The sequence below is a fragment of the Gemmatimonadota bacterium genome (assembly GCA_041390105.1).
Taxonomy (GTDB): Bacteria; Gemmatimonadota; Gemmatimonadetes; order Longimicrobiales; family Gaopeijiaceae; genus JAGQIF01.
This window is the reverse complement of sequence record JAWKQO010000001.1, coordinates 330233-355392: the sequence shown is the minus strand read 5'-3', so window position 1 is coordinate 355392 and position 25160 is coordinate 330233. Positions and strand designations below refer to the sequence as shown.

Sequence of the window (25160 nt, the reverse complement as noted above, 5' to 3'; positions counted from 1 at the left end):
CCTAGATCCCCGCCGGCCGCAGTCGCCCGGACGCGTCGCGGAAGGCGGACACCGCCGCCTTCAACTCGGAGACGCCCGTCACGGCGCAGGTGAGATCACCCTTGGCGAACCGCGGCTCCAAGTCACCGGCGATCCGGTGGATGGCGCGAGCGCCGACGTTGGCCGCGCTTCCGCGCAGGCGATGGGCCACGGCGCGCAGCTCACCCGCATCGGCTTCTTCCAGGCCCCGGTCCAGCCGCTGCTCGAGCTCGTCCCAACCGGACAGGAAGAGATCCACGATGGTCCAAAGCAACTCTTCGTCCTCGCCGACCGTCGCGAAGGCAGCGTCCCGATCGAAGGCGGGGTCGACCGCCTCCTCCGGTGTGGTCAGAGGGGTCGTCTCGTCCGGCGTCCAGCCGACCCAGCGCGCCACCGTCTGATTCAGGTCCTCGAGTCGGATCGGCTTGGCGAGGAAGTCGTCCATCCCACTGGCCAGACACTTCTCCCGGTCGCTCTCCAGCGCACTCGCAGTCAACGCCACGATGATCTGGTGGGGCCGGTGCCCCGCTTCCGCCTTGCGGATGCGGCGCGTCGCCTCATATCCGTCCAACACGGGCATCTGGCAGTCCATCAGCACCAGGTCGAAGTGCCCGGGCTCACACGCGAGCAGGCGCTCCACGGCCTCTTCGCCGTTGGCGGCGATCTCGACACGGTGTCCAAGCCGCTCCAGCATGCGTCCCGCGACCTTCTGGTTCACGGGCTCATCCTCCACCAGAAGTACGCGGGCCAGCACGGTCTCCACGTCGGCGTCGGCCTCGACCGGCACCGGCGCGCCCCGCTGCAGTGGGGCCGTATCCAGCAAGGTGAAGAGCCGACGCTCGCGAACCGGCTTGGCGAAGACGCCTTCATACCCATCTCCCAGCAGCAGCGAAGCGTCGTCCTTGGCCATCATGGGGGCCATGACGTTCAGCCGCACCTGAGCGCCCCGTGACGTCGACCGGAGCCAGATCGCGATCTCGCGGAGGGCGTCTTCGCCCAGCGCATAGTCGACCAGGGCATGATCATACCGGGTCGCATCTTCGTATCCCATTCGCTCGCGCAGTGCCCGTCCGTCCGCTGCGGCCAGCACCACTGCTCCCATGCCCTCCAATCGCTCGCGCAGGCTCTCGCGCAGGGCGCGGGTCGGTGACACCACCAGCACGGCGCGAGCCTCGCTGACCTCGGGCGCCACCCCGATCTCGGGGGCCAGGCGCGCGGGCAGGGTCACGATGAAGGTGGAGCCCAGACCGAGCTCGCTCTCGGCCTCCAAAGCGCCACCCATCATGGAAGACAGCTCGCGGCTGATGGAGAGCCCCAACCCCGTGCCGCCGTAGTTGCGGGTGGTGGAGGAATCGGCCTGGGTGAACTTCTCGAACACGCGGTCCAGCTTGTCCTTGGCTATGCCGATGCCGGTGTCCTCCACAGCGATGCGGAACCGGCCCGCGCCCCGCTCGCTGGCGCTCCAGGAGACGTCCACGAGCACGTGTCCCTTCGCCGTGAACTTGATGGCGTTCCCCACCAGATTCACCAGCACCTGGCGCAGGCGCCCCGGATCGCCGAACACACCGCGGGGCGCGTCGGCAGCGTAGCGCAACGCCAACTCGAGCCCCTTCTCAAAGGCGCGCGGGGCGAGCAGCTCGATGACATCCTCGATGGCCTGATGCAGATCGTAGGCGACCTCTTCCAAGGTCAGGCGCCCGGCTTCGATCTTGGAGAAGTCGAGGATGTCGTTGATGATCGTGAGCAGGTTGTCGGCCGAACGCTGGATCGTCTCGGCTTGCTCGCGCTGCTCGTCGTCGAGACCACCCGCCAGCATGAGGGAGTTCATGCCCACGATGCCGTTGATCGGAGTGCGGATCTCGTGACTCATGTTTGCCAGGAACTCGCTCTTGGCCTGGCTGGCCGCCAGGGCCGCCTCCTGCGACCGCCGCAACTCGTGGGTGCGCTCCTCGACCAGCGCCTCGAGGTTCTGCGTGTGACGGCTCAGCTCCCGATACAGCTGCCCGCTTTCCATGACGCTGGCCGCATTGAACAACACCACGGAGAGGATCTTCTGCGCCGCGTCGGGCACGAAGGAGGCGTGCGAGGGAAGCGCGCCGAAGAACATGCCCAACACGCGGTTCGGCGTCGCCATCACGTGCAGCAAGACCCAGGGCCCCACGAAGCGCCCCGGGACCAGCACGGGCCGATTCTGGTAGAGCGACCAGGCGAAGGTCCCGTCCGCGACCAGATGATCCAGCTCGCGGCGCACGAGCTCGGTGGCCCCACCGGGATCGACGTCCTGGACGTCGAAGCTCACGCCATCCGGATCGAGGCTGAGAAAGGCGATGGTCTGAAAGTCGGCGAGGCGGCGTAGTACCGGCTTGGTCGCCGCGAATACGTCGACCGGCGAGTAGTCGCTACGCGCGTCGCCGGCGAGCGAGCGGCTGAGCTCGACGACAGCGTCCAGTGCGTCGGAGAGCCAGGCCTGCTCTCGGGAGGTCCGGTCGCTGGGCGCCAGCGCACCCACGACGGCTCCGCCGTGCTCCGAGCTCATGCGGCCATGCCGAGTTGGATGTGAGCCGCGTCGGCGAACTGCCGTTCGATCTCCTCCAGCATGGTGGGAACCATCGCAGCGTCCACACCGAGGGTGTCCCACGCGCTCGCGACCAGTTCCGGCACGTCGTGCGTGCCGCTGGAGCCGAACGAGAGGGCGTTGGCCATGAGATCCGCGATGTGCACCACCGCAGTCTCCACCGGAAAGCGGCTCGCCTGGGCAGGGCGGTGATGGAACGCCACGGCCTCCTGGAACGCGCCCGGGAAGTTCCACTGCGACATGAGCGCACCGCCCACCTGCGCGTGGTCGAAGCCGAGCACGTCGCGCTCCGTGCGGTGGAGCGCGTCGCCGCTCGCGGCCGCGCGCTCGATCGCTTCCCTCGCCTCCTGCCCCTTCTCCTGGAAGATCACGAGGCGCCCGAGATCGTGCAGCATTCCGGCTACGAAGAAGCGCTCGACGTTGAACTCCCGGCGATGACTGGCCAGCACCCGGGCGGCGATCCCACAGGCAAGGCTGTGTCGCCAGAAGGAGTCCATGTCCACGAGGTCCGCGGGCACGTTCTTGAAAGCGGTCATGATGGACGTGGCCAGCGCCAGGTCCCTGACCTGGGCCGTCCCGACCACACGCACGGCATGGGTGACGGTCCCGATCCGCTGCGGAAAGGAGAAGAGCGCGGAGTTGACCAACCTCAGCAAGCGAGCGGTCAGTCCCGTGTCCTCGGAGAGCACACGCGCCACGTCGGCCGCGCCCGAGCGAGGGTGGTTGATGACCGCCACCAGTCGCTGGTAGATGATGGGGGGCGACGCCAGGTTGGTCGCGTTCTTGAGAAGCTCCTGGGGATCAAGAGGCATGAGCTTCGACCTCCTCCACCGACTCCGGCGCTGGTCCCATGCGGGCCGCCGCTTCACGCAACACGGCGCGCTCGAAGAGCAGGGCGATGAGTGGATGGTCCAGGGAATTGCGCGCGAAGCGCGCCGTCATCTCCGCCTTGGCCGCCGCGAGCACCTCGGGCGGCAGATCGGCGAAGGGGTCGACGGAACCCTCCGCCTCCCCCTCGATCTCGATCTGGGGCACGCCCCACATCTTCAGCGCCTTGAGGAACTTGTCGTCCAGTTCCTTCCCCGCAGGGATCAGGAGACGTCCGCGGCGGTCGGTGACCGGCGCCGCGAGTACCATGCCGAGCTCGGCATGCTCGACCGGGATCACAGCCATGGTCCAGATGGTCCGGGAGCAGGCGGCCGGGTGCCCCCTCTCGGGGCCCCCACTGTGGTGGAGTATCGGGGCGGAAGTGCCGGATGTTGAACGAATTCCGAGGGAAGAGCCGGTGGCCCGGAAGCAGCATCCGAGGGGGGCCGGGAGCCCCCACCCCCTACTGGTTGGGCTGCAGTGACTTCCCGTCCGGACCAATGTCCGGGAACATCCCACGGAGCCGGCCGAGCGCCCGCTCCCGTACCTCGGGCTGCTGGGCCGTCAGGTCGGTCGCCTCGTAGCGGTCTCGCCACACGTCGAAGAGACCCTCGCCCCCCTGGGCGATCCACACATAGCGGTAGTCGCCCTCCACGATGCCGCGGGTTTGACCGAGCTCGCTGAGGATCAGCTCTCCACGCAGGGAGTCCGTGGCAGCCGGAGCGCCGAAGAAGCGGGCCAGGGATTCACCGGGAACCGCGGCCGGCACTTCGGCCAGGTCCAGCACGGTGCTGGCCAGGTCGCGCAGAGAGACCGGCTCGGACACGCGCTCCCCGGCGTGGGCGCCGTCCGGCAAGCGAATGAGCAGGGGCACGTGGGTGGTGGTCGCGTAGACGGTGTGGATGTGGTCCAACCACCCGTGCTCCCCGAACTCGTCCCCGTGGTCGGACGTCAGGACGAGAATCGTGTTGTCCAGCAGCCCGCGGGCCGTCAACTCCGCGTACAGGTTCGCGAACGCCTGGTCGACGGTCGCGACGTCCTCGTCGTAGTGATCCACGAGCTGCTGCATCTCGTCCGCCGAATAGTTCTTCGACTCCGAGCCGTGCTTGAGCCAGGTCAGTCCGTCTCCCCCTCCGAAACGGCCCCGGAACTCCGTGGGCGGATCGTAGGGCTCGTGTGGCTCGATGTAGTTGACGAAGGCGAAGAAGGGGCGGTCACTGTCCCGCCTTTGCCACTCGAGAAACCACTCGTTGACCTTCCAGGCGGGCGTGGAGATGAGGTACCCCGACAGACCCAGCTTGCGACGGATCTGGCGCCACGGCTCCCGGATCAGCCATGACTGCTTGAGCATCATGTTGGGGTAGACGCGCTGGTTGTCGAAGTGCTGGAAGCCGCGCGCCAGACCGTACATGCGGGTCACGAAGGCGAGGTTCCCGGCGAAGCCGCCGGTACGGTAGCCCTGTGCCGCGAACAGCTCCGACAACACCGGATAGGTGTCGTCCAGCGGGTCCAGGAAGCCCACGCCCAGCTCGTGCGGCCAACGACCCGTGAACATGGTGGCGTGCGAAGGAAGGGTCCACGGGGCCGATGAGAACGCCCGGTCGAACACCACGCTCTCTTTGGCCAGGGCGTCCACGTGGGGCGTGGTGTCCCGCTCATAGCCATAGAGCCCCATGTTCAACGCACGCTGCGTATCGAAGACCACGAGGACCACGTTGGGCGCGCCCGCCGGAGCCTGAGGGAGCGCCCGCAGCGCCGCCCATTCGCTCCCCACCCGGAACAGCGGTAGCGCCCCCCCAAGCACCACCACCAGGGCGAACCCCCAGGGAAGCGTCTTCCGGACCAGGGCGTCGAACGCGGGAGCACTGAACGGCTCGCGGCGAACCCACTGCACCGCGAGTCCAGCCGAGAGGAGCGCGGCGGCCCAGGGGGCGATCCGCCCCGCGGTGCCGAACCAGCTGAGCCAGCCCAGCGCCGGAAGCAAGAACGCGAAGACCTGGGGTCGACGCAGGGCCGCGACCCGGGCGCCCAGCGCGACCAGGATCCCCCATACCGCCAGCGCCACCAGCAGGTGGTCGACGGAGGTCATCCAGATGGCGTGTTCGCTGACCTCCGGGAGGTTGGCCGGAAACTTCCGGAACAGGAGGTACTTGGCGATCAGGTAGCTGCCCTCGCCCAGCCCCGCGACGAGCGCGAACCAGAGTGCGTAGCGCAGCGTGCTGGAACGAGAGGGATCGTCCGCAGGCGTCTCGGCCTCGGGGCGTCGGCTGGGAGCCGTGTGCCAAAGGAGCACGAAGGCCAGGAAGCCCAGCAGCACCGCCAGCGCCAGGAAGAAGGCCAGCTCGCCTTCCAGCCCGGCCCAGAGGTCGAGGTAGGTTTGCACCGGGACGGAGTCTCGGCCCGGGATGAGTCTGCCCACCAGCGGCACCCGACCGGCGTGCACCATCCGGATGCCCCAGGGCGCCACCCAGCGCATGCCCACGAAGGCCAGCAGCCCCAGGAGGGCCGCGCCCAGCCAATAGCGGCGCGCCGCCACTTTGAACGACGTGGCCATATCCCCCCGAGGTGCAGATCCATCCGACATCCGGCTCACACACTAAGCCTGCGGGCGGCTTCCAGGGAGGGGCCGGCCGGGATGGCCATCATGAGGCTCCCTCGCAGCGGGGCCACCGCCCCTCAGCCTGACAGAGCCGCGCCTCCCGCTCGCTCAGAGGACCCGCGGCCACCAGGAAGCCGTCGCCCGTGATCGTGGGACCCTCCAGGATCCAGACGGAGCGGCCCGGAAAGGCGCCCAGCACCCCAGGCACCAGGGCCGGATCGCGGTCCCACACGTAGACAGGGTCAGCGCCGCTGAAGTCGTAGGAGTTGTAGATGGCAGCGGAGGCATAGTCCGGGTGGCGGTCCCCGCGGACGAACACCAGCCCGCCTTCCAGGGGCAGCGCGGCGGCCAGGGTTCGGACGTCGGGGCGCATATTCCGGTAGTGCCAGTACTTGTCGGAGGCCCGCCAGGGGAGGAAGGTCCCCAGCGAGATTACGGACAGCGCCAGGACCGCCGCGGGCAGGCGGGGCAGCGCGGTGCGCAGGTCGAGTACCGCTCGCGCCGTCAGGAGCACCAGCGGCAGGAGAATCGGATACCAATAGCGGGCCCCGAAGTCGGGCCCCCCGCTGAAGTAGTAGAGGGCGTGCACCCCGATGACCATCACCAGCACGGCCGCCATCCACCCATCCAGCTTGGTCCAACGCCGTCGGGCCAGCAGCACCCACACGAAGAACAGCGAGCCGATCCCCCACCCGAACAGCTCGACGTTGGTCGCGGTCAGGTTGAGGTTGGTGTTGACGACGACGTCCCTAAGTCCGTGCCCCGGATAGGGATCCAGCGCCCAGCCCACCCCGCGATCCGGTCCGAATCCCAGGTCGTTGACGCCGGGACCGTAGACACGGTCGAAGTACTGCATCAGCGGGAACGTGCGGGCCTCGCCCGTGAGCACCCGGTTGTACCAGAGCTGCAGAAAAGCCACCGCCGCCGTGGCCACCGTGAGCACTGCGGAGGGGGCGAAGCGGAAACCCCGGCCGCGCGCCCCCAGGGACCAGAGCCCCATGAGCAGGGCCACGGCCAGCCCTTCCAGGGGCCGGATCAGGCTGATCATGCCGATGGCGGCTCCGCCCCACAGCCCCCAGTGCAGCGTACCCGTGGTTCTGAGGCGTTCTACCGAGACCCCGGCCAGCAGCAGGCAGGTGAAGGCCCAGGTATGGGTCATGAACGACATGGCCAGGAACGCCGGCCAGGGCGAGAGCGCCAGCAGAACCGTGGAGAACCGCGCCGTGGGCCTGTCGGTCAGACGCCAGACCAGCAGATGAGCCAGCAGGATGTTGAGCCCGGCCAGGACCGGATTCACCAGCCACGGCACACCCAACCGTACGCCGATCGAGAGCACGGCGGGCCAGCCGGGCGGCACCGGCGAATACCACCGGTCCGGCTCGAACGTCATGAGATCGACGTTGAAGCTCTCGGCCACCGGCAGCGGCGGCAGGTAGAGCAACCCACGCGCGAAATAGCGCGCGTGGAAGAGGTAGCCCAGCTCGTCCGGCACGTGCGGGTGGGCTTGGTAGACGCCCAGCCCCAGCCCCAGGGCCAGGAGTGCCACGAACGCCGCCCATCCCAGCGCGAAGCGGTCCCACAGACGGGGTGCGCCCTCGTCAGGCTCGAGGAGCCCGGTGACCCACTGCGGCACGGCCTGCGGGGTGGCTGTGGCGAGGACCAGCCCCAGGTTGAGGAGCTGCAGCGCCAGGATCGGCGCCGCGGTCATCAGCTCGCGCAGGAAGACCCCCACTTCGCGGGACACGGTGGCCCCCAGCAGCACCGACAGCAGGGCCACCACCACCCACTGCCCGAGACTCAGCGCGGAGGCCTTGGCGGCCAGATCGGACCGATGCCGCAGCGCGCCGGCCAGCACCACCGCCCCGTAGAGGGCCAGCAGCCCCCAGCGGACCCCGAGGCCCGCCGAGCTACCCAGAGGGTCCGCCAGGTGTTGATAGCCGACGAAGCGGCCCGCCTCCGTGAGGGAAAGCGTGATCCAGCGCCCGAGGGCCAGGACCGCCAGCCAGGCGTAGGGCGCCAGGGCTCGCCTCCGGGCTCCCGCTGCCAGCAGCAGGGCGCCCAGGAGTAGCGTCGGAATCAGCACCAAGGGTTCGGGAACGAGAGCGGGCAAACGGACCTTCCGATCGGGGGTTGTGCGGGGCGGCGTGGGAAGATTCGGGCCAGGGGGGTCGAGGGACCAGGGGGACGCCGGGTCCGGGTCCCGGGAGCGGCGCCCGATGCGGGCCCCGCTTCCCCTTGCTTGCGGGCGGCGGCCGAGGACTCCACCCTCACGGATCGTCCGCTCGCAACCCCGCGGGGTAGCTTATGCGCGCTTGGTGGTGTCTGGCGCTCGTCCTTGCCGCTCTGGCGGCGTCCGGTCGAGCACTCGACGCCCAGGTGGTCCACGGGGTGGTCCTCTACGCGGAGGACGACACCCCGGTGGCCTTCGCCGTCGTTCGCCTGCTGGCGGCCGATGGACGCGTGGTCGCGACCGAGTTCACGACCGGAGAGGGCCGCTTCCAGGTGACGGTCCCCGACGCCGGCACCTATGCGCTTCATGTCGAGCACACCAGCGCCTATTCGATGGTCGACGGCCCGCTCGAGCTGGGGACCGACTTCAACACCTTCGTCACGTTCCACCTGCGCGCCCGTCCGATCGAGTTGGAGGGCTTCGAGGTCACCGCCTCTCCCAACGAGTGGAGGCTGCAGTCCGCCGGATTCTACGAGCGCGAGCGCGACGGTCTCGGGTACTTCCTGGACCCGACGGACCTCGCACGGCGTCCCCTCGTGCGAAGCAGTGATGTGTTCCGCGGAGTGCCGGGCGTGCAGATGGTCCAGTCGTCCACCGCAGGCGTGCCGTCCTTCCCGCTGATGTCTTTCGCGCTGCGGGGCCAGTTCTGGACGGAGGGCAACGGGAGTGGGTCGCCACCCTGCTTCCCGCGCGTGTATGTCGACGGGCAGCTCGTGGAGTTGGGCGGGAGGTCGAGTCCGCCCGCACAGAGCTTCGACCATCTGGTGCCGGCCCAGGACCTGGTCGGCGTGGAGGTCTACCGCAGTCCGGCGGAGATGCCGGCGCAGTTCGGTGGGCTGACCGAGTGCGGAGTGATTCTGCTGTGGACGCGGGCTGCGCGGTAGCGTCCGCGCGCCCCGTGAAGCACGCCGTCCCGGATGGTCACGGTGGGAAAAGCCAGAGGCGCCGGGCGGAGTCGAACCGCCGAATGGAGGTTTTGCAGACCTCTGCCTTACCACTTGGCTACGGCGCCGGAAAAACGGACGAGGGAGCGGTCGGTGACACCGACACCGCTCCCTCGTCGAGAGCGGGAAACCGGACTCGAACCGGCGACCCCCACCTTGGCAAGGTGGTGCTCTACCAACTGAGCTATTCCCGCGGGTCCCCTGCCCCGGACGAGGCAGGGAGGAAATCGTAGCCGAACGGGGTAGCAGGTGTCAAGTCGCGCGAAGGCTCCCCGAAAGCTGCAAACGCCGGTATCTTCTGGCTTTGTGAGCCCTCGGGCAGGCGGCGCGCCTCCCCGTCAGGGCGGGTCCACACGCGCGGAGCGAACCCTCGATCGTGCACAGGCAAACACCACGGCACCTCGTTCGGCGCACCCCTCTGAGGGGGGTGCTGCTGGCGGCGCTCTGGGCCCTGCCGATCATGGGAACCGGACCCACTGCGCTCGCCGCCCAGTCGCCCGAGAGCCCGCTGCTCAAGGGTGGTCAGATCCGCCTGGAGATGCTCCCCGAGGTGCGCCTCTGGAGCGAGCGCTATGGCGGCACGCAGTCTCCCTTCGACCAGACCGAGCCGCTGGCGGCGGACTTCTTCCGCTCCAGCGTCGATACCACGTTCCTTCCCGCCCTGCAGAGCGTTCAGGACGACCTGCGCGCGCTGCTGGCCGACTCGGGTCTCGTCGCCGATCTGGGCGCCACGCGTGCCCGTTTCCAGGCCAACCGCACCGAGATTCCGCTGGGACTGGGCATCGGGATCTTCGATTGGCTGACCGTGGGCGTGAAGGTGCCCTTCGTGCGGCGCCGCGTGGAAGTGGACCTGGCGCTCGATCCGACCACGGCCACGCTGGGTCGGAGCCCGGGCCTCAACGATGCGGCGGTGCAGACGTATCTGGCCGAGCTGTCGGCGGTCATCGACCACGTGACGGCGCTGGTCGACCAACGCTGCACCACGCTCGGCTCCTCCGATCCGGTCTGCGTGCGGGGTCAGAATGCGCTCGGCGAGGCCAACCTCCTGTCCTCGAACCTGGGGGATGCCTACCTGGGCCTGTTCTTTCCGCTGGGGGGCAGCGCAGCAGCAGGTGCGCTCACGTCGAGAGCGGCCTCGATCCAGGCCCTGCTGCTCCAGGAAGGCGACCCCACTTTCATCGAGCAGACCTGGGTGACCCCCCTGCCCTTCGCGAACAGCGGCCTCAGCGAGGACGACCTGCAGACGCTCATGACCGCTGGCGCGTATGGTGTGAGCGCAGATCCGATCAGCTCGCAGCGCTCGCTCTGGGAGCTGGGTGACGTGGAGTTCTCGGCGGCGCTGAGGCTGTTCGAGCACGTGCCCGCTCGTGATCCAGCCACACGCGTCGACACGGCGGGCGCGCCCACCAGCGGTGGCGGGCTCGGCGTGCTGCTGGGCGTGGGAGCCACCTACCGGCTGGGCACGGGCACACCCGATCTGGCGCGGAACTTCGTGGATCTGGGCAGCGGAGACGGTCAGGACGACATCGAGCTGCAGGTGTTCGGACGACTCGACCTGGGCGGGCGTATCCGCACGCGCTTCGAAGCGCGCTACGGCATGCCGCAGGAGGGACAGGTCACCCGTAGGATCGGCGCTCCGGACCAGCCCATCCGACCGATCTCCACGGAGCGCGTCGTCACCTGGCAGCCCGGTACCTACCTGGACGCGATGATCGCGCCCGAGATCCGGGTCGCGCCCGAGTTCTCACTGGGCGTGCGCTACCGCTACACGCACAAGGGAGCCGATACGTATCGACTGCCCGGGGGCGAGGATCCGTCGCTGCCGCCCGTCGAGCTGCTGCAGGAGGAGACCGAGCTCACGGTCCAGCACCTGGGCATCGGCGCCACGCTCTGGCCGTCTCCGCGCAGCGCCGCGCGCGACCAGTGGCCGCTGGCGGTCTCGGCGGAGTATCAGCGGCCGCTGGGCGGCAAGGGCGGCGCTGTGCCCAAGGATTCGCGCTTCAGCGTCTCGGCGCGGCTCTTCGTCCAGCTCTGGTAGGTCGTCCGGACCGGCTTCGCGAACAGCGAGGCGCCGCCGCGTCCACGTTGATCCGCCGGCGTCGGCTCGGCGCGACTCAGCGTCCCGCCAGCAACTCCCGCGCGTGTTCGCGGGACACTTCGGAGTCCGCGTCTCCGCCCAGCATACGCGCAATCTCCGTGACGCGCGCTTCTCCACCCAACCGTTCCAGGTGCGCTTCGGTGGTGCGCTCGGCCACGCGCTTGCTCACGCGCAGGTGCTCCCCCGCGCGCGAAGCGATCTGGGGAAGATGGGTGACCACGAACACCTGGTGGCGCCCCGCCACCTCCAGGAGCTTGTCGCCCACGGCGTTGGCCACGGCCCCCCCGATGCCGGCATCCACCTCGTCGAAGATCAGCGTGGGGATCTGATCCACGTCCGCCAACACGGTCTTCAGGGCCAGCATCACGCGGGCCAGCTCACCGCCACTGGCGATGCGGGCCAGCGGTCGGGCTTCGAACCCCGCATTCAGCGCAGCATTGAACTCCACGCGTTCCGCCCCCTGCGCGCTCGGCTCCTCCAGCGGGTCCAGCCGCACGGTGAAGGTGGCTCCTTCCAACCCCAGCGCCGGTAGCAGAGCGGTGACCTCCCGACCCAGTCGCTCGGCCGCGGCCTGCCGCCGCTTGCTCAGCTCCCGCGCCGACGTGTGCAGGCGCCCCGCGGCGTCGGCCAGCTTCCGGTCCAACTCACCCAGCTCCACCGTGCTGCCGGCCAGCTCGTCCAGCTCGTGGGCCACCTGCGCTTGCGTGGCCAACACGTCCGACAGCTCGGGGCCGTACTTGCGCTTGAGACGGTACAGCAGGTCCAAGCGAGCGCGAATCTGCTCCAGGCGACCCGGCTCGGCCTCGCTGGCCGCAGCATAGTCGCCCAACGCTCGTCCTGCTTCGGCCAGCTTGTGGAAGACGTCGTCCAGCGCGGCGGCCTGCTCGTCCAACGCGGCGTCCATGCGCGCCAGCTTGATCAGCTCGTCGCGCGCGCTGCGCACCCGGTCGGAGAGGGCATCCTCACCCGCGTAGAGCACCTCGGCGAGCCCGTGCGTGCCCCGCAGCAGCTCGTCCAGGTGCTCGAGTCGTGAGAGGTCCGCGCGCAACCGCTCGTCCTCGCCCTCCTGCACGCGGGCGTTCTCCAACTCCTCCAACTGGAAGTCGAGGAAGTCGCGCCGGCCCTCGATCTCGCGCAGGCGGGCCTGGCGCTCGCTCCGCTCCTGTTCGAGGTGGGCCCGGGCCCGGTAGGCGTCGTGCACCTCCCAGGCGACGCTCCCCGCACCCGCGAACGCGTCCAGGATGCCCTGCTGCGCTTCGCGACGGATGAGGGTCTGGTGCTCGTGCTGTCCGTGCAGATCCACCAGCGACTGGCCGAGCTCGCCCAGCAGCGTGGCCGTGGACGGCGATCCGTTCACCCAGGCGCGACTGCGCCCCTCGCGGGCCACCTCGCGGCGGAGGATCAGCAGCCCTTCCGGATCATCCAGGCCCAACTCCTCGGTGCGACGGCGCAGATCGGGGAGGTGCCGGATGTCGAAGACCGCCTCGACGCGCGCCCGCTTGGCGCCGGCGCGAACCACGTCCGCGGAGGCTCGCTCGCCCAGCAACAACGAGATGGCGCCCACCACGATCGACTTGCCCGCCCCCGTCTCGCCCGTGAGCGCCACCAGACCGGGGCCGAACTCGGCCCGGAGGTCTTCGATGACGGCGTAGTCACGGATGCGGAGCTCGATGAGCATCAGTCGGATCGCTTCAGAAGTCGGTGCCCAGGGGACGGCGCGTGCAGGCGGCAACCGGCCCGGGACCGCGGTGGGGGCTGCGGACGCACGGCCGCGGAATCTAGGAGTGGGCGCGCGGGCAGCTCAATGGCAGGAACGGCCCCCAGGCCCGGTCTTCTTCAGAGCCCCCACCCCATCTTCTCGCGCAGCGTGGAGAAGTAGGAGTAGCCCGGGAGGCGCACGAGGGGAATCTCGGCGGGGCTCTTGCGCACCACCACCGCCTGCTCGGGATCCAGTTCGCGCGCCACCTGACCATCCACCGTCAGGAACAGCTCGTTGGTGGGCTCGGCCGCCCGCACCGTGATCTCCTCGTCCGCAGGCAGGGCCAGGGGGCGCACCGAGAGCACGTGCGGACAGATCGGCGTGACCACGATGGAGGCCACACCCGGAATCACCACCGGTCCACCCGCCGAAAGCGAGTAGGCCGTCGAGCCCGTGGGCGTGGCCAGGATCACGCCGTCGCCGGAGAAGCTCCCGATCTCCTGACCATCCCCGAGCGACAGGTGAAGGCGGACCACGCGCGCCACGCCCGAGGTGTGGACAACGACGTCGTTGAGCGCCAGGTGTTCGACGCCATCGGGCTCGCCGCCCTGCACGGACGCGCTCAGCGTCACGCGACGGTCCAGCAGCACGTTCCCGGAGAACACGTGCTCCAGGGCGCGCTCCAGCCCCCCGATGGGCGCAGCGGTGAGGAAGCCCAGTCGTCCCAGGTTGAGACCGAGCACCGGCACGTCGGATCCCGCCACCAGGCGGGCACCCCGCAGCAGGGTGCCGTCTCCGCCCAGCGCCACCATGAGATCGACGGGCGTGCCGTCCTCGAGCGGCTCGATGCCCTCCCCGACCAGCGCGGACTCGGCCCATACGCGCGCGCCATGGCGCGCGGCCACCGTGCGCAGGCGAGCGACGGCATCGGGAAGCCGCGGATCGACCGACTTCCCGACGAGGCCGATCCGCGAGACCACCTTCGGTCCGATCATGCGGTCTCGCGGCTTCGGTCGGTCGACTGGGCGACCAGCGCGCGAACGCGTCGCACGATCCCGTCCGCATCCAGGTCCACCTCGGCCAGCAGCGCGGAACGGCCCCCGTGCTGGATGAAGCGGTCCGGCAGCCCCATGGTGGAGACGCGGACCCCGGGGTGGCGCTCGGACAGCGTACGAGCCATGAGCGCCCCGAACCCGTTGACCACCGACCCCTCCTCCACGGTGATCAGCAGCGGGCAGGTGCTGGCCACCTGCTCCAGCACCGCCGCATCGAACGGCTTCAGGAAGCGACAGTTGACCACGGTGGCGTGGATCCCCTGCGCCAGCAGCTGGCGCGCAGCCTCCTCCGCTTGCAGCACCATGGTCCCCACGGCCAGCAGCGCCACGTCCCGGCCCTCCCGCAGCACCTCCCAGGTGCCGTACTCGATCGGTGGGATCTCCGCGAGGGGCGGCACCTCGGCCGGCACAGCGTCCCTGGGCCAGCGGATGGAGAACGGCCCGTCGTGCTCCACGCCGGCCCGCAGCAGCGCCAGCATCTCGGAGCCGTCGCGGGGCGCGGTCACGGTCATGCCCGGCACCGTCAGCATGTAGCCGATGTCGAAGGCGCCGTGGTGGGTGGGCCCGTCCTCACCCGCGACACCCGCGCGGTCCATGCAGAACACCACGGGGAGCTCTTGCAGAGCCACGTCGTGCACGATGTTGTCATAGGCACGCTGCAGGAAGGTGGAGTAGATGGCCACCACCGGCTTCACGCCCCGCGTCGCCATTCCGGCTGCGAAGGTGACCCCGTGGCCTTCAGCGATGCCCACGTCGAAGAAGCGACCGGGGAACGCCTCGGCGAACGCGTCCGTGCTGGTGCCGTCCGGCATGGCCGCCGTGATGGCCACCACCTCCGGGTGCGTCTTGCCGATCTCGACCAGGCCGCGCCCGAAGACCTTCTGGTAGCGCGGCAGTCCCGACGAGCGCTTGAGGCCCTGCCCGGTGATCTTGTCGAACGGTGAGGCCCCGTGCCACTTGAACGGGTTCTCTTCCGCCAGCGCGTAGCCTTTGCCCTTCTGCGTGAGCAGGTGCACCAGGATGGGACCCTTGAGGTCCTTCACGCGGGCCAGCGTGTCCACGACGGCGTCGAGGTCGTGGCCGTCCACCGGGCCGACGTAGCGGAAGCCCAGCTCCTCGAAGATCATGCCCGGCACGAAGAAGTGCTTCACGCTCTCTTCGAACTTGCCCAGCGTGGACTGGACCACGTCCGCCAAACTGGTGGGCGCCTTGTGGATCAGGTCCTTCACCTCGTCCTTGACCCGGTTGTAGACCGGGTTGGTGATCATCGAGGTGAGGTACTTGTTCATGGCGCCCACGTTGGGCGCGATGGACATGTCGTTGTCGTTCAGGATGACGATGAAATCGCGGCCGCTGTGCCCGGCGTTGTTCAGCGCCTCGTAGGCCAGGCCGCAGGTCATGGCCCCGTCCCCGATCACGGCGATGGATTCGAAGCGTTCGCCCAGGACGTCACGGGCCACCGCCATCCCCCAGGCGGCCGAGATCGACGTGGCCGCGTGTCCGGCACCGAAGGCGTCGTACTCCGACTCGTCGCGCCGGCAGAACGGCGACAACCCATCCTTGGTGCGGATGGTGGGCAGCTGCTCGTTGCGGCCCGTGAGGATCTTGTGGATGTAGGCCTGGTGCCCGGTGTCCCACACGATCTGGTCGCGGGGCGTGTCGAAGACGTAATGAAGCGCCACCGTCAGCTCGGCCACGCCCAGGCTGGCCGCGAAGTGACCGCCCAGCTTGGCCACCACGTCGATGTGGCGTTCGCGGACGTCGGCGACGAGCTGATGCAGCTCGTCCCGGGTGAGGCTCTTGAGGTCGGCGGGAAAGTGGACCCGATCGAGAAGGGACACGGTGCGCTCGCGCTCCGAGATCTGGGGTCGGCAGCGGACCAGGATGGGGAGCCGCTGCCGGGCGTCACGGCCGAAGGATCAGTGTTCTCGTCTCAGAATATAGACCGCCAGCGCGTCGAGGGGCACCGAGCGGATCCCCGCTGCCGTCAGCGACTTCCGTGCCCGCTCCACCACCTGCTCCGCGCGGGCGCGCGCCCCCGCCACGCCGAGCAGCGTGACGAAGGTCGACTTCGCGAGCGCCTGGTCGCTGGGCTGCTTGCCGAGCGTCTCGGCCGACTGGGTGCGGTCGAGGACGTCGTCCGCGATCTGGAACGCCAAGCCGAGCGCGCGTCCGTAGTCCAGGAGGGCTCCGCGCTCAACCGCGTCCGCACCGGCAGCCCAGGCCCCCATCTCCAGCGACGCCGCCAGGAGGGCTCCCGTCTTGCGCCCGTGCAGGTGCGAGAGCTCCGCTTCGTCCAGGGAGCGACCCTCCGCCTCCAGGTCCAGCACCTGGCCGGCCACCATGCCTTGGGCACCGGCCGCCACACACAGGCAGCGCACCACTTCGCCCGCGTGGGCCGGGTCCAGTCCCAGGGCCCGGGCCGCCGTCCAGGCCTGGCGCGCCGCCAAGGGAATCAGGACGGCGCCCGCCCGGGTGGCGGCCGCCACGCCGAACGTCACGTGGGGGGTGGGCTTCCCCCGTCGGAGCGGCGCGTCGTCCATGCACGGCAAGTCGTCATGCATCAACGAGTAGGAGTGGATCATCTCCAGCGACGCGCTCAAGTCGTAGAGCGCCGCACCGGGCTCGCCGTCGGGGTTGAGCGCCTGCCAGCCGGCCACCGCCAGGATGGGGCGCAGGCGCTTGCCGCCCGAGAGCAGTCCCGCCCTCAGCACCGGCAGTAGCTCCTCGGGAACACCCCGCACCCGGTCAGCGGCCAACGAGCGCAGCAGTGCTTCCTCCACCCGAGCGCGCTGCTGGGCGAGGTACCCTTCCAGGTCGAACCCCTCGGGGATCCCGGAAGCGCTCACGCGTCCAGATCCTCCCTCGCCTCCAGGCGGGCGCGCTCGCCCTCGCCCACCAGCTCGTCGATACGGAGCTCCGCCCGCTCCAGGATGGACTCGGCCGCGCGCAGATGACCGACGGCCTCCTCGAACAGGCCGATCGCCGCCTCAAGGGGGAGGGGCTCCCCCTCCAGGGCGCGGGCGATACGCTCCAGGCGGGAGGCCAGCTCCTCCAAGGTGACCGGGTCGGGCATCTCCGCGCTCATCGCTCCTCCCCGGGATGCAGTGCCACCGTGCTCGCTTCCACCCGCCCGTCCCTGAGAAGCAGCTCGAAGGCCCCCCCGGGGCGGAACGCACCCACCCGCGCCAACACGGCTCCCTCGGCATCGCGCGCCACGCTGTAGCCGCGAGCCAGAGTGGCCAGCGGCGACAGGGCGTGGAGCCGCCCGGCCAGGGCTGACACCCGCTGGCGCTCGCGCTGGATGCGGCGGTCCAGGCTGGTCCGGGCGCTCGCCGCGGCACGCTCCAGGCGCACCCGCTCGGCGACGGCGCGCCGCCCCAGCGCCCGGGCCAGCCGGTCCTGCGCCGTCTGCAGCAACGCTTCCAGGGCGGGGGCGCCGGGCACCACCAGCTCGGCAGCCGCCGTGGGGGTCGGCGCCCTCACGTCCGCCACCAGGTCGGCGATGGTGAGATCGGTCTCATGACCCACCGCGGAGATGACCGGCACCGGGCACTCGGCGATGGCCCGGGCCACCTCCTCCTCGTTGAAGGCCCAGAGGTCCTCCATGGAGCCACCACCCCGGCCCACGATCAGAACCTGCACTCTTCCGCTCGCCCCCAGGGTCCTGACCGCGCGGGCGATCTCACGGGCGGCACCCTCGCCCTGCACGCGGGTGGCGCGCAGCACCACCTGGACCCAGGGCGCCCGCTTGCGCAGCCCCTGGATCATGTCCCGCAACGCCGCTCCCTCCAACGAGGTAACGATGCCCACCTCGGACGGCAGGCGAGGCACGGGCCGCTTGCGGGCAGGGTCGAGTAGCCCCTCGGCTTCCAGCTTGGCGCGCAGCCGCTCCATGGCGAGGCGCCAGAGCCCGTCCGCTCCATCGGTGGTCAAGCGTCGTACCACCAGCTGGTACTCGCCCCGGGCTTCGTAGAGCGTCAGGCCCCCGAGAGCCCGGACCTCCATGCCCTCCGTGGGATCGGTCGGCAGTCGGTCCGCGTCCAGCCGGAACATGACCGCCTTCAGCTGGGCGTTCTCGTCCTTGAGGTTGAAGTAGCAGTGCCCCGACCGCGCCCGCGTCCAGCCGCTGACCTCGCCCCCGACCCAGATGGGTGGGACCGACTCCTCCAGGAGGCGGCGCACCGCCCGGTTGACCTGGCTTACCCGCCAGACGCGGGGCTCCCGCCGAGGCGCCTCGGGGCCCTCGGCGAGTCCGTCCAGGTCGCTCAGCGGGCTGCCCGCAGCCGCTCGGCCGCCCTCACCGTGTTGTGCATGAGCAGGGTGATGGTCATGGGTCCCACCCCTCCGGGTACAGGCGTGATGGCCGCAGCCACCGCGCTGACCCCTTCGAAGTCGACGTCGCCCGCGATCCGGTAGCCCTTGGGGCGGCTGGCGTCCTCGACCCGCGTGGTGCCCACATCGATCACCACGGCGCCCGGCTTGACCATGTCCGGGGTGATCATGCCCGGCCTGCCGATGGCGGCGATGAGGATGTCCGCCTGGCGGGTGATGGAAGGAAGATCCTTGGTGCGGCTGTGGGCGACGGTCACGGTGGCGTTGCCTCCCCGTCCTTTGCGCAGCAGGAGGGCCGCCATCGGCTTGCCGACGATGTTGGAGCGCCCCACCACCACCGCGTGCTTGCCGGAGGGATCGACGCCGCTCCGCACCAACATCTCGATCACGCCCTGCGGCGTGCAGGGCGCCAGGACGTCCGGGTGGTCCGTGGACAGGAGCCCGACGTTCGTCGGATGGAAGCCGTCGACGTCCTTGGCCGGATCGATGGCCATCAACACGCGGTGTTCGTCGATCTGGTCCGGCAAGGGGAGCTGGACCAGGATCCCGTGGATCTCGGGATCGGCATTGAGGCCGGCGATCAGGCCCAGCAGCTCGTCTTCCGAGGTGGCGGCCGGGAGCGTGATCTGCCGGGAGTGGATGCCCAACTCCTTGGCGGCCTTGTTCTTCATGCCCACGTAGGCGTGGCTGGCCGGATCGTCTCCCACCAGGACGGTGGCCAGACCCGGAACCAGCCCCCCCTTGCTCAGGGCCTGGATCTCCTCGGCCAGCTCGGAGCGGATCTGCTCGGCAATCGCCTTTCCCGAAATGACGGTCGCGCTCAAACGTCTCTTCCTTGTGTCAGCGGGCAGGTTGCCCTGCCCCGGTGTGCTCAGCGCGCGAAGTCCACCGCGCGCGTCTCGCGAATGACGACGATCTTGATCTGTCCCGGATACTGGAGCTCACCCTCGATGCGCCGGGCCACGTTCTCGGTGAGCTGGGCCATCTCGGCGTCGGTGATCTTCTCGGGCTCCACCATGATCCGGAGCTCCCGCCCCGCCTGGATCGCGAAGCAGCGCTCCACGCCGGGCTGCTCCATGGCGATCTCCTCGAGGGACTCCAACCGCTTCACGTAGCTCTCGAACATCTCACGGCGGGCGCCGGGACGCGACCCGCTGATGGCATCGGCCGCGGTGACCAGGAAGGTCTCGGCGAACAGGTGGGGTTCTTCGTCGTGATGGGCCCGGATGGCGTTGAGCACGATGGGCGACTCTCCGTGCTTCTTGCACAAACGGTGACCCAGTTCCACGTGCGTACCTTCGTGCTCGTGGGTCAGCCCCTTCCCCACGTCGTGCAGCACTCCCGCCCGCTTGGCGGCCTGCACGTCCAGGCCCATCTCGGCCGCCATGTTGCCGGCGAGCAGGGCCACCTCACGGGCATGCTGTAGCTGGTTCTGGCCGTAGGAGGTGCGGAAGCGCAGGCGACCCAGAGCCTTGACGATCTCGGGATGGACCCCGTGCACGCCGAGCTCGTAGAGAAGCTCCTCGGCCGCCTGCACCATCCCCTCGTCCACCTCGCGCGCGCTCTTCTCCACGACCTCTTCGATGCGGCCCGGATGGATGCGCCCGTCCTCGACCAGGTTCTCGAGCGCAATGCGGGCCACCTCACGGCGGATGGGATCGAACCCGGAGAGGATCACCGCCTCCGGGGTGTCGTCGATGATGACGTCGATGCCGGTGGCCTGCTCGAAGGCGCGGATGTTTCTGCCCTCGCGCCCGATGATGCGGCCCTTCATCTCGTCGGAGGGGAGCTGCACCACCGAGACCGTGGTCTCGGCGGTGTGTTCGGCCGCGATGCGCTGGATGGCCAGGGCGATGATCTTGCGGGCTTCGCGCTCGGCGCTGGCTTGGGCCTCTTCGGTGATCTGGCGGATCCGGTTGGCCGCCGAGGCCCGTGCCTCCCCTTCCAGGTTCTCGACCAGGTGCCGGCGTGCTTCCTCGGCCGAGAGCCCCGCCACACGCTCCAGGGTCTCCCTGGCCTGCAGCCGCAGGACATCGGCTTCCGAGGTCACGCCCTCCAGGCGAGCGCGCTCGGCGTCGAGCGCTTCCGTCTTCCGGGTGATCTCTCCATCGCGTTCGTTGAGCCGCGTGTACTGTTGGTCGAGAAGCGACGCCCGCTCTTCGGCGCGGCGCTCCACGCGGTCGAGCTCCTGTCGGCGCTTCGACTCCTCGGCCTCCCACGCCTCGCGGAGCCGGATCGACTCCTCGCGACCCTCCAGTACCGCGGCTTTGCGGGCCGCCTCCCCCTCTTCGCGCGCCCGGGTCAGGATCCGAGAGCCCTCGTCCCTGGCCGCCGCGACCTCCGCGGTGCGACGGGCACGCTCCTGGGCTCCCCGCAACAGGAAGCCCCCGACACTCCCCACTCCCAGGGAGGCGAGCACCGCCAGCACCCATGCCAGCGGGTCCATGTATCGCTCCAACACGGGTGCCCTCAGGCCCCGTTGATCAGACTCGTCCTGAGCCCCGCGCCGGGACGGCGGCGGAGCCCCTTGTGGGCGGGAGAATAGAGGCCTGCGGAGCGGACCGGCAAGGAAGGGCCCCGACCAGGTGGACCGGATCGGCGGGTCAGGCCCGCCCCTTGGGGCTGTGACGAACGGCGGCCGGGGCTGGTCCGGAAAAGGAAGCGCGCTAGCCGCGCTCCTCACTCAGGAGGCCCTCGATCCGGGCGGCCAGGGCCTCCGCGCTGCCCTCCACGCGGGCTCGCAGGGCTTCCTCGTCGTCGCGAGCACGGAAGAACTGGTCCGTGATGGAGAGCGCAGCCAGGATCGCCGCGCGGTGTCCTTCGATTCCGCGGTCCCGGATCTCCCGGATCCGCTCGTCCACGAAGCGCGCGCAGGCGCGCGTGTAGTCGGCCGGGGCGTTGGAGCGGATCACGTGCTCCTCCCCGGCGATCTTCACCGTGACCGACGTCCGCGACTCGCTCATCGGCGCTCCTCCAGGAAGCGGACCTTGTCCAACACGCGCCGCACCGACTCCCGTCCCCGCTCGAGGCGATCGGAAAGATCGGCGTTCTCCTCCTCGAGGACCTTCACGCGCTCGTGCAGGCCTTTGGGACTGGCATCGCCGCGTTCGAACGAAGCGAGCAAGGCTTCGAGCTCTCTCAGCTGGGCCTCCGCCTGCTCGGCCCGCTCCCGTGCGCGCGCGCGCGCCTCGATCAAGGCGTCCACGGCGTTCTCCAGTCGCGACAGCGCCGGGTTACCTCCCTCACGTTCTGGCGTCGACATCGAGCGTCTCCTTGAGGGCGGTGAGGAGTCGGCGGGTGGCACGCTCCACGTCCTGGTCGCGCAACGTCCGGTCTGCCGCCTGGAAACGGAGTCGGAACGCCAGGGAGCGGCGCCCGGCCGGGAGGCCCGTGCCCTCGTATACGTCGAATAGCTCTATTCCGGCCAGGAGCGGTCCCCCCTCGGCCCGGATCAGCTCCTCCACGCGGGCCGCCGCGGTCTCCCACGGAACCAGCAGGGCCAGGTCGCGCTCCGACGCGGGGAACGTCGGAAGGGGCCGGACCGGCTCCACGGGGTGCAGCCGCCACCCACTGGGGAGCACCACCTCCAGACCCCAGACGGGGCCGGCCCAGGGCGGCGCGTCCAGAGCCCCCGCGGCCACGGGGCCCGCCACGGCCACCGGTGCGTCCCCGCGCCAGACCGACCACTGCCCCTCCAGGGCACCGCCCGCCAGGTCTGCGGGACCAGGGCGCCCGCCGGAGGTGCCACCCACGACGTCCAACACGCTGTCCAGCAAGCCCTTGATGTCCCAGAACTCGAAGGGCACTTCAGGTCGGGACCAGTGCGGGCGGTCCCGACGTCCGGCGAGTACCGCGGCGAGGCGTGTCTCCTCCACCGGGCGCTCTCCGGCCGCCGCCGACCGGAAGACGGTGCCGATCTCGAAGAGCCGCACGTCCCGCTGGGAGCGGGCGAAGTTGTATTCGAGCACGCGAAGCACGCCCGGGAGCAACGAGGCCCGCAGATGTGTGCCCTCGGCGGACAGGGGGTTCGGAATCGCCACCTCGCCCCGATCGGCGAACGCCAGGGTGTGCACCTCGTAGAGGCCGCTGGCGCTGAGGTGTTGGCGCAGTCTCGTCTCCAGCTCGAACAGCGGGTGGTCGGGGACGGCGCTGGGCCGGTAGGGCCCCAACTGGTCCGGGAAGCGGTCGTAGCCGTAGGTGCGGGCCACCTCCTCGATGAGGTCGATCTCACGGGTCACGTCGTAGCTGCGAGGGCCCGGCACCACGAAGGCCGGAGCGCCGTCCGCAGCGGGGGCCGCCACGAACCCGAGAGGTGCCAGCAGGCTGGCCACCTCGGACTCGCTGAAGTCCACCCCCAGAACGTGCTTCACGCGCGCCGGTCGGAGTTGGACCGCCGCAGGGCGCCAAGGCCGCGGGCACACATCCAGGCCCTCGGCATCCGTCCTTCCACCCGCCGTGGCCACGATCAACTCCACGGCACGGCGGAATGCGACCTCGTGTCCTTCGGGATCGACGCCCCGCTCGAAGCGGTAGCTGGCGTCGGTGGGCAGGTCGAGGGCGCGGCGGGTCCGCCGGACCTGGGCGGGCTCGAACAGCGCGCCTTCGAGGAGGACGTCGGTGGTGTCGTCCCTGACCTCGGAGTCTTCCCCTCCCATGATCCCGGCCACACCGACCGGGACATGAGCATCGCAGATCATGAGCATCCCGGGCCGGAGCTCCCGCTCCTGTCCGTCCAGCGTCCGCAACCGCTCTCCAGCTCGGGCCGAGCGCACCACCAGCGTCTGCCCGCCCACCCGGGAGAGGTCGTAGGCGTGTAGCGGCTGCCCCAGCTCCAGCATGACGTAGTTGGTGGCGTCGACCACGTTGTTGATGGGCCGGGCTCCCGCGGCGCGCAGCCGGCGCTGCATCCAGACCGGAGAAGGGCCCACCTTCACGCCCCGCACCACCGCCCCCAGGAAGCGCCAGCAGAGTTCGGGCTCCTCGATGCGAATGCAGACGCCGCCGACCTCGACCTCGCGGGGATCGGTGCGGAGCGCCAGGTGGACAGGGGTGGCCCCCGGGATTGCCGGCACGACCAACCCGGCCTCCCCCACCAGTTCGCGGGCGATGCCCCGGTGGCTGAGCAGATCGGGGCGGTTGGCGGTGACCTCCACATCCAGGCGGGCGTCGTCCAGGCCCAGCGCTTCCACGAACGGGGTCCCCAGAGGGGCCGGGGGGATCTCCAGGATCCCGGCGTGGTCGGTTCCGAGACCCAACTCCTTCTCGGAGCACAACATTCCTTCGGAGACCTCGCCTCGGATCTTGGCGCGCTTCAGCGTCAACCCGCCGGGCAGCGTGGAGCCCGCTGGCGCGAACGGATAGTAGGCCCCTGCCCGCACGTTGGGGGCGCCGCACACCACGCTGAGCAACTCGGGCCCGCCCGCGTCGACGCGGCAAAGGCTGAGCCGGTCGGCGTTGGGGTGGCGTCCGGCTTCTACGACTCGGGCCACCTTGACGTCCTGAAGCCCCGCCGCCAGGTCGACCACCTCTTCGACCGGCGCGCCGCGCAGGGCCAGCCGTTCGACCAGTTCAGCGACGGTGCCCGCGTAGCCGGGGGCGATTTCACGGAGCCAACGGTACGAGACGTTCATGACGTGAACTGGCTGAGGAAGCGCACGTCGTTCTCGATGAACGAACGCAGGTCGGAGATCCCCCAACGGGTCATGGCCACGCGGGCGGGGCCCATGCCGAAGGCCCATCCGGTGTAGCGCTCGGGGTCGATCCCCACCTGCTCGAGCACCGCGGGGTCCACCATGCCCGACCCCATGATCTCCAGCCAGTCACTCTCCACGGTGCGGCCGTCCGGCAGCACCCGCTGGTACTTCACGTCGACTTCGGCGCTCGGCTCCGTGAACGGGAAGAACGAAGGGCGGAAGCGGACGCGCGCCCCCGGACCCCAGAAGCGGCGCGCGAACTCGGCCAGGGTGGCCTTGAAGTCCACGAAGCTCACCCCTTCGTCGATGACCAGCCCTTCGATCTGGGCGAAGGCGGGGAGGTGGGTCGCATCCGTGGTGTCCCTCCGATACGCCATGCCCGGAGACAGGATGCGCACAGGCGGTGCGTGCTCGCGCAGGGTCCGCACCTGCACCGGAGAGGTATGCGTGCGGAGCAACAGCGGGCGCTCCAGATAGAACGTGTCGGCCGCATCCGCGGCGGGATGTTCCAGCGAGGTGTTGAGCGCGACGAAGTTGTGCCATTCGTCCTCGACCTCCGGGCCCCGCGCCCGCGTGAAGCCGAGTCCGCGGAAGATGTCCCAGATCTCGTCGATCACCTGCTGGATGGGATGGATGCCGCCGCCCCACGCCTGCCTCCCCGGCAGGGTCACGTCCATCTGCGCGGCACCCGGGCCAGGAGCAGCGGCGAGCTCGGCCTCCCGGGCCTCCAGAGCCGCGTCGATGCGGGCTTTCACCTCGTTGGCTTTGGCCCCCACCTGGGGACGTTCCTCCGGAGCGAGGGTGCCGAGTGCGCGCATCAACAGGGACAGGCGCCCGCCCTTGCGACCCAGGTAGGCCACCCGGGCCGCCTCCAGAACCGCCGGGTCCCCGGCCACTTCAATGGCACCCAGGGCCTCGGCGGCCACTTGCTCCAGCTGATCGACCAGCGTCGCCACGTCGGTCATCGAATCACAGATCCCGCTTCAAACGAGCAATCGCAACACAGTGAAGGCGTGCAACCTATGGTTCTCTCGCACGCTCCGGAAG

The 25160-nt window shown here is 69.9% G+C and carries 19 protein-coding genes and 2 tRNA genes; 2 read left to right on the top strand and 19 right to left on the bottom strand.

The window, feature by feature from the left end:
* Position 1: 1 nt before the first annotated feature.
* From R3E10_01590 to R3E10_01570, 5 genes are all read right to left on the bottom strand, one after another.
* Positions 2-2554 (bottom strand): ATP-binding protein, encoded by a 2553-nt coding sequence (locus tag R3E10_01590; protein ID MEZ4414423.1) that lies wholly within the window; start codon positions 2552-2554, stop codon positions 2-4.
* Positions 2551-3405, bottom strand: coding sequence for an HDOD domain-containing protein (locus R3E10_01585; protein ID MEZ4414422.1), 855 nt, complete (start codon positions 3403-3405; stop codon positions 2551-2553). Before R3E10_01585 ends, R3E10_01590 begins: the two co-directional genes overlap by 4 nt.
* Positions 3395-3766, bottom strand: a complete 372-nt coding sequence (locus R3E10_01580) for a hypothetical protein (protein MEZ4414421.1) — start codon at positions 3764-3766, stop codon at positions 3395-3397. The genes R3E10_01585 and R3E10_01580 overlap by 11 nt, the downstream gene beginning before the upstream one ends.
* A 157-nt stretch (positions 3767-3923) precedes the next feature.
* Positions 3924-6014 (bottom strand): sulfatase, encoded by a 2091-nt coding sequence (locus tag R3E10_01575; GenBank protein MEZ4414420.1) that lies wholly within the window; start codon positions 6012-6014, stop codon positions 3924-3926.
* A gap of 88 nt (positions 6015-6102) precedes the next feature.
* Positions 6103-8169, bottom strand: a complete 2067-nt coding sequence (locus R3E10_01570) for a hypothetical protein (GenBank protein MEZ4414419.1) — start codon at positions 8167-8169, stop codon at positions 6103-6105.
* A gap of 194 nt (positions 8170-8363) precedes the next feature.
* On the opposite strand from R3E10_01570, the gene R3E10_01565 reads away from it, so the two are divergent.
* Positions 8364-9173 (top strand): hypothetical protein, encoded by an 810-nt coding sequence (locus tag R3E10_01565; GenBank protein ID MEZ4414418.1) that lies wholly within the window; start codon positions 8364-8366, stop codon positions 9171-9173.
* 56 nt (positions 9174-9229) lie between these two features.
* On the opposite strand, the gene R3E10_01560 is transcribed toward R3E10_01565, so the two are convergent.
* Both R3E10_01560 and R3E10_01555 read right to left on the bottom strand, forming a co-directional pair.
* A tRNA-Cys gene (locus R3E10_01560) sits at positions 9230-9301 on the bottom strand.
* 53 nt (positions 9302-9354) lie between these two features.
* Positions 9355-9427 (bottom strand) — tRNA-Gly (locus R3E10_01555).
* Between the two features lie 182 nt (positions 9428-9609).
* Between R3E10_01555 and R3E10_01550 the strand changes: the two genes are divergently transcribed.
* The gene (locus R3E10_01550; GenBank protein MEZ4414417.1) at positions 9610-11271 is read left to right on the top strand and encodes a hypothetical protein; all 1662 of its coding nucleotides are present in this window, start codon (positions 9610-9612) and stop codon (positions 11269-11271) included.
* 76 nt (positions 11272-11347) lie between these two features.
* Here the strand turns inward: R3E10_01550 and recN are convergent, their stop codons facing one another.
* From recN to pheS, 12 genes are all read right to left on the bottom strand, one after another.
* Positions 11348-13009, bottom strand: coding sequence for a DNA repair protein RecN (recN, locus tag R3E10_01545; GenBank protein MEZ4414416.1), 1662 nt, complete (start codon positions 13007-13009; stop codon positions 11348-11350).
* Between the two features lie 158 nt (positions 13010-13167).
* Positions 13168-14025, bottom strand: coding sequence for an NAD(+)/NADH kinase (locus R3E10_01540; protein ID MEZ4414415.1), 858 nt, complete (start codon positions 14023-14025; stop codon positions 13168-13170).
* Positions 14022-15926: a 1-deoxy-D-xylulose-5-phosphate synthase gene (dxs, locus tag R3E10_01535; GenBank protein ID MEZ4414414.1), complete on the bottom strand. Its 1905-nt coding sequence runs from the start codon at positions 15924-15926 to the stop codon at positions 14022-14024. Before dxs ends, R3E10_01540 begins: the two co-directional genes overlap by 4 nt.
* 78 nt (positions 15927-16004) lie before the next feature.
* Positions 16005-16934, bottom strand: a complete 930-nt coding sequence (locus R3E10_01530) for a polyprenyl synthetase family protein (protein MEZ4414413.1) — start codon at positions 16932-16934, stop codon at positions 16005-16007.
* Positions 16931-17173 (bottom strand): exodeoxyribonuclease VII small subunit, encoded by a 243-nt coding sequence (gene xseB, locus R3E10_01525; protein ID MEZ4414412.1) that lies wholly within the window; start codon positions 17171-17173, stop codon positions 16931-16933. The genes R3E10_01530 and xseB overlap by 4 nt, the downstream gene beginning before the upstream one ends.
* Positions 17170-18348, bottom strand: coding sequence for an exodeoxyribonuclease VII large subunit (gene xseA, locus R3E10_01520; protein MEZ4414411.1), 1179 nt, complete (start codon positions 18346-18348; stop codon positions 17170-17172). The genes xseB and xseA overlap by 4 nt, the downstream gene beginning before the upstream one ends.
* 5 nt (positions 18349-18353) lie before the next feature.
* Entirely contained in the window at positions 18354-19244 is an 891-nt protein-coding gene (gene folD, locus R3E10_01515; protein ID MEZ4414410.1) for a bifunctional methylenetetrahydrofolate dehydrogenase/methenyltetrahydrofolate cyclohydrolase FolD, read from the bottom strand.
* A 47-nt stretch (positions 19245-19291) separates the two neighbouring features.
* A complete protein-coding gene (rny, locus tag R3E10_01510; protein MEZ4414409.1) occupies positions 19292-20866 on the bottom strand; it encodes a ribonuclease Y in 1575 nt (524 codons plus the stop codon).
* Between the two features lie 220 nt (positions 20867-21086).
* Complete coding sequence (locus R3E10_01505; GenBank protein MEZ4414408.1) at positions 21087-21383, bottom strand: cell division protein ZapA; 297 nt, start codon at positions 21381-21383, stop codon at positions 21087-21089.
* Entirely contained in the window at positions 21380-21682 is a 303-nt protein-coding gene (locus R3E10_01500) for a hypothetical protein (protein MEZ4414407.1), read from the bottom strand. Before R3E10_01500 ends, R3E10_01505 begins: the two co-directional genes overlap by 4 nt.
* Positions 21663-24050 carry a phenylalanine--tRNA ligase subunit beta gene (gene pheT / locus R3E10_01495; protein MEZ4414406.1) on the bottom strand — a complete coding sequence of 796 codons (2388 nt, stop codon included), beginning with the start codon at positions 24048-24050 and terminating at the stop codon, positions 21663-21665. The genes R3E10_01500 and pheT overlap by 20 nt, the downstream gene beginning before the upstream one ends.
* Entirely contained in the window at positions 24047-25060 is a 1014-nt protein-coding gene (pheS, locus tag R3E10_01490) for a phenylalanine--tRNA ligase subunit alpha (GenBank protein ID MEZ4414405.1), read from the bottom strand. The genes pheT and pheS overlap by 4 nt, the downstream gene beginning before the upstream one ends.
* Positions 25061-25160 lie beyond the last annotated feature (100 nt).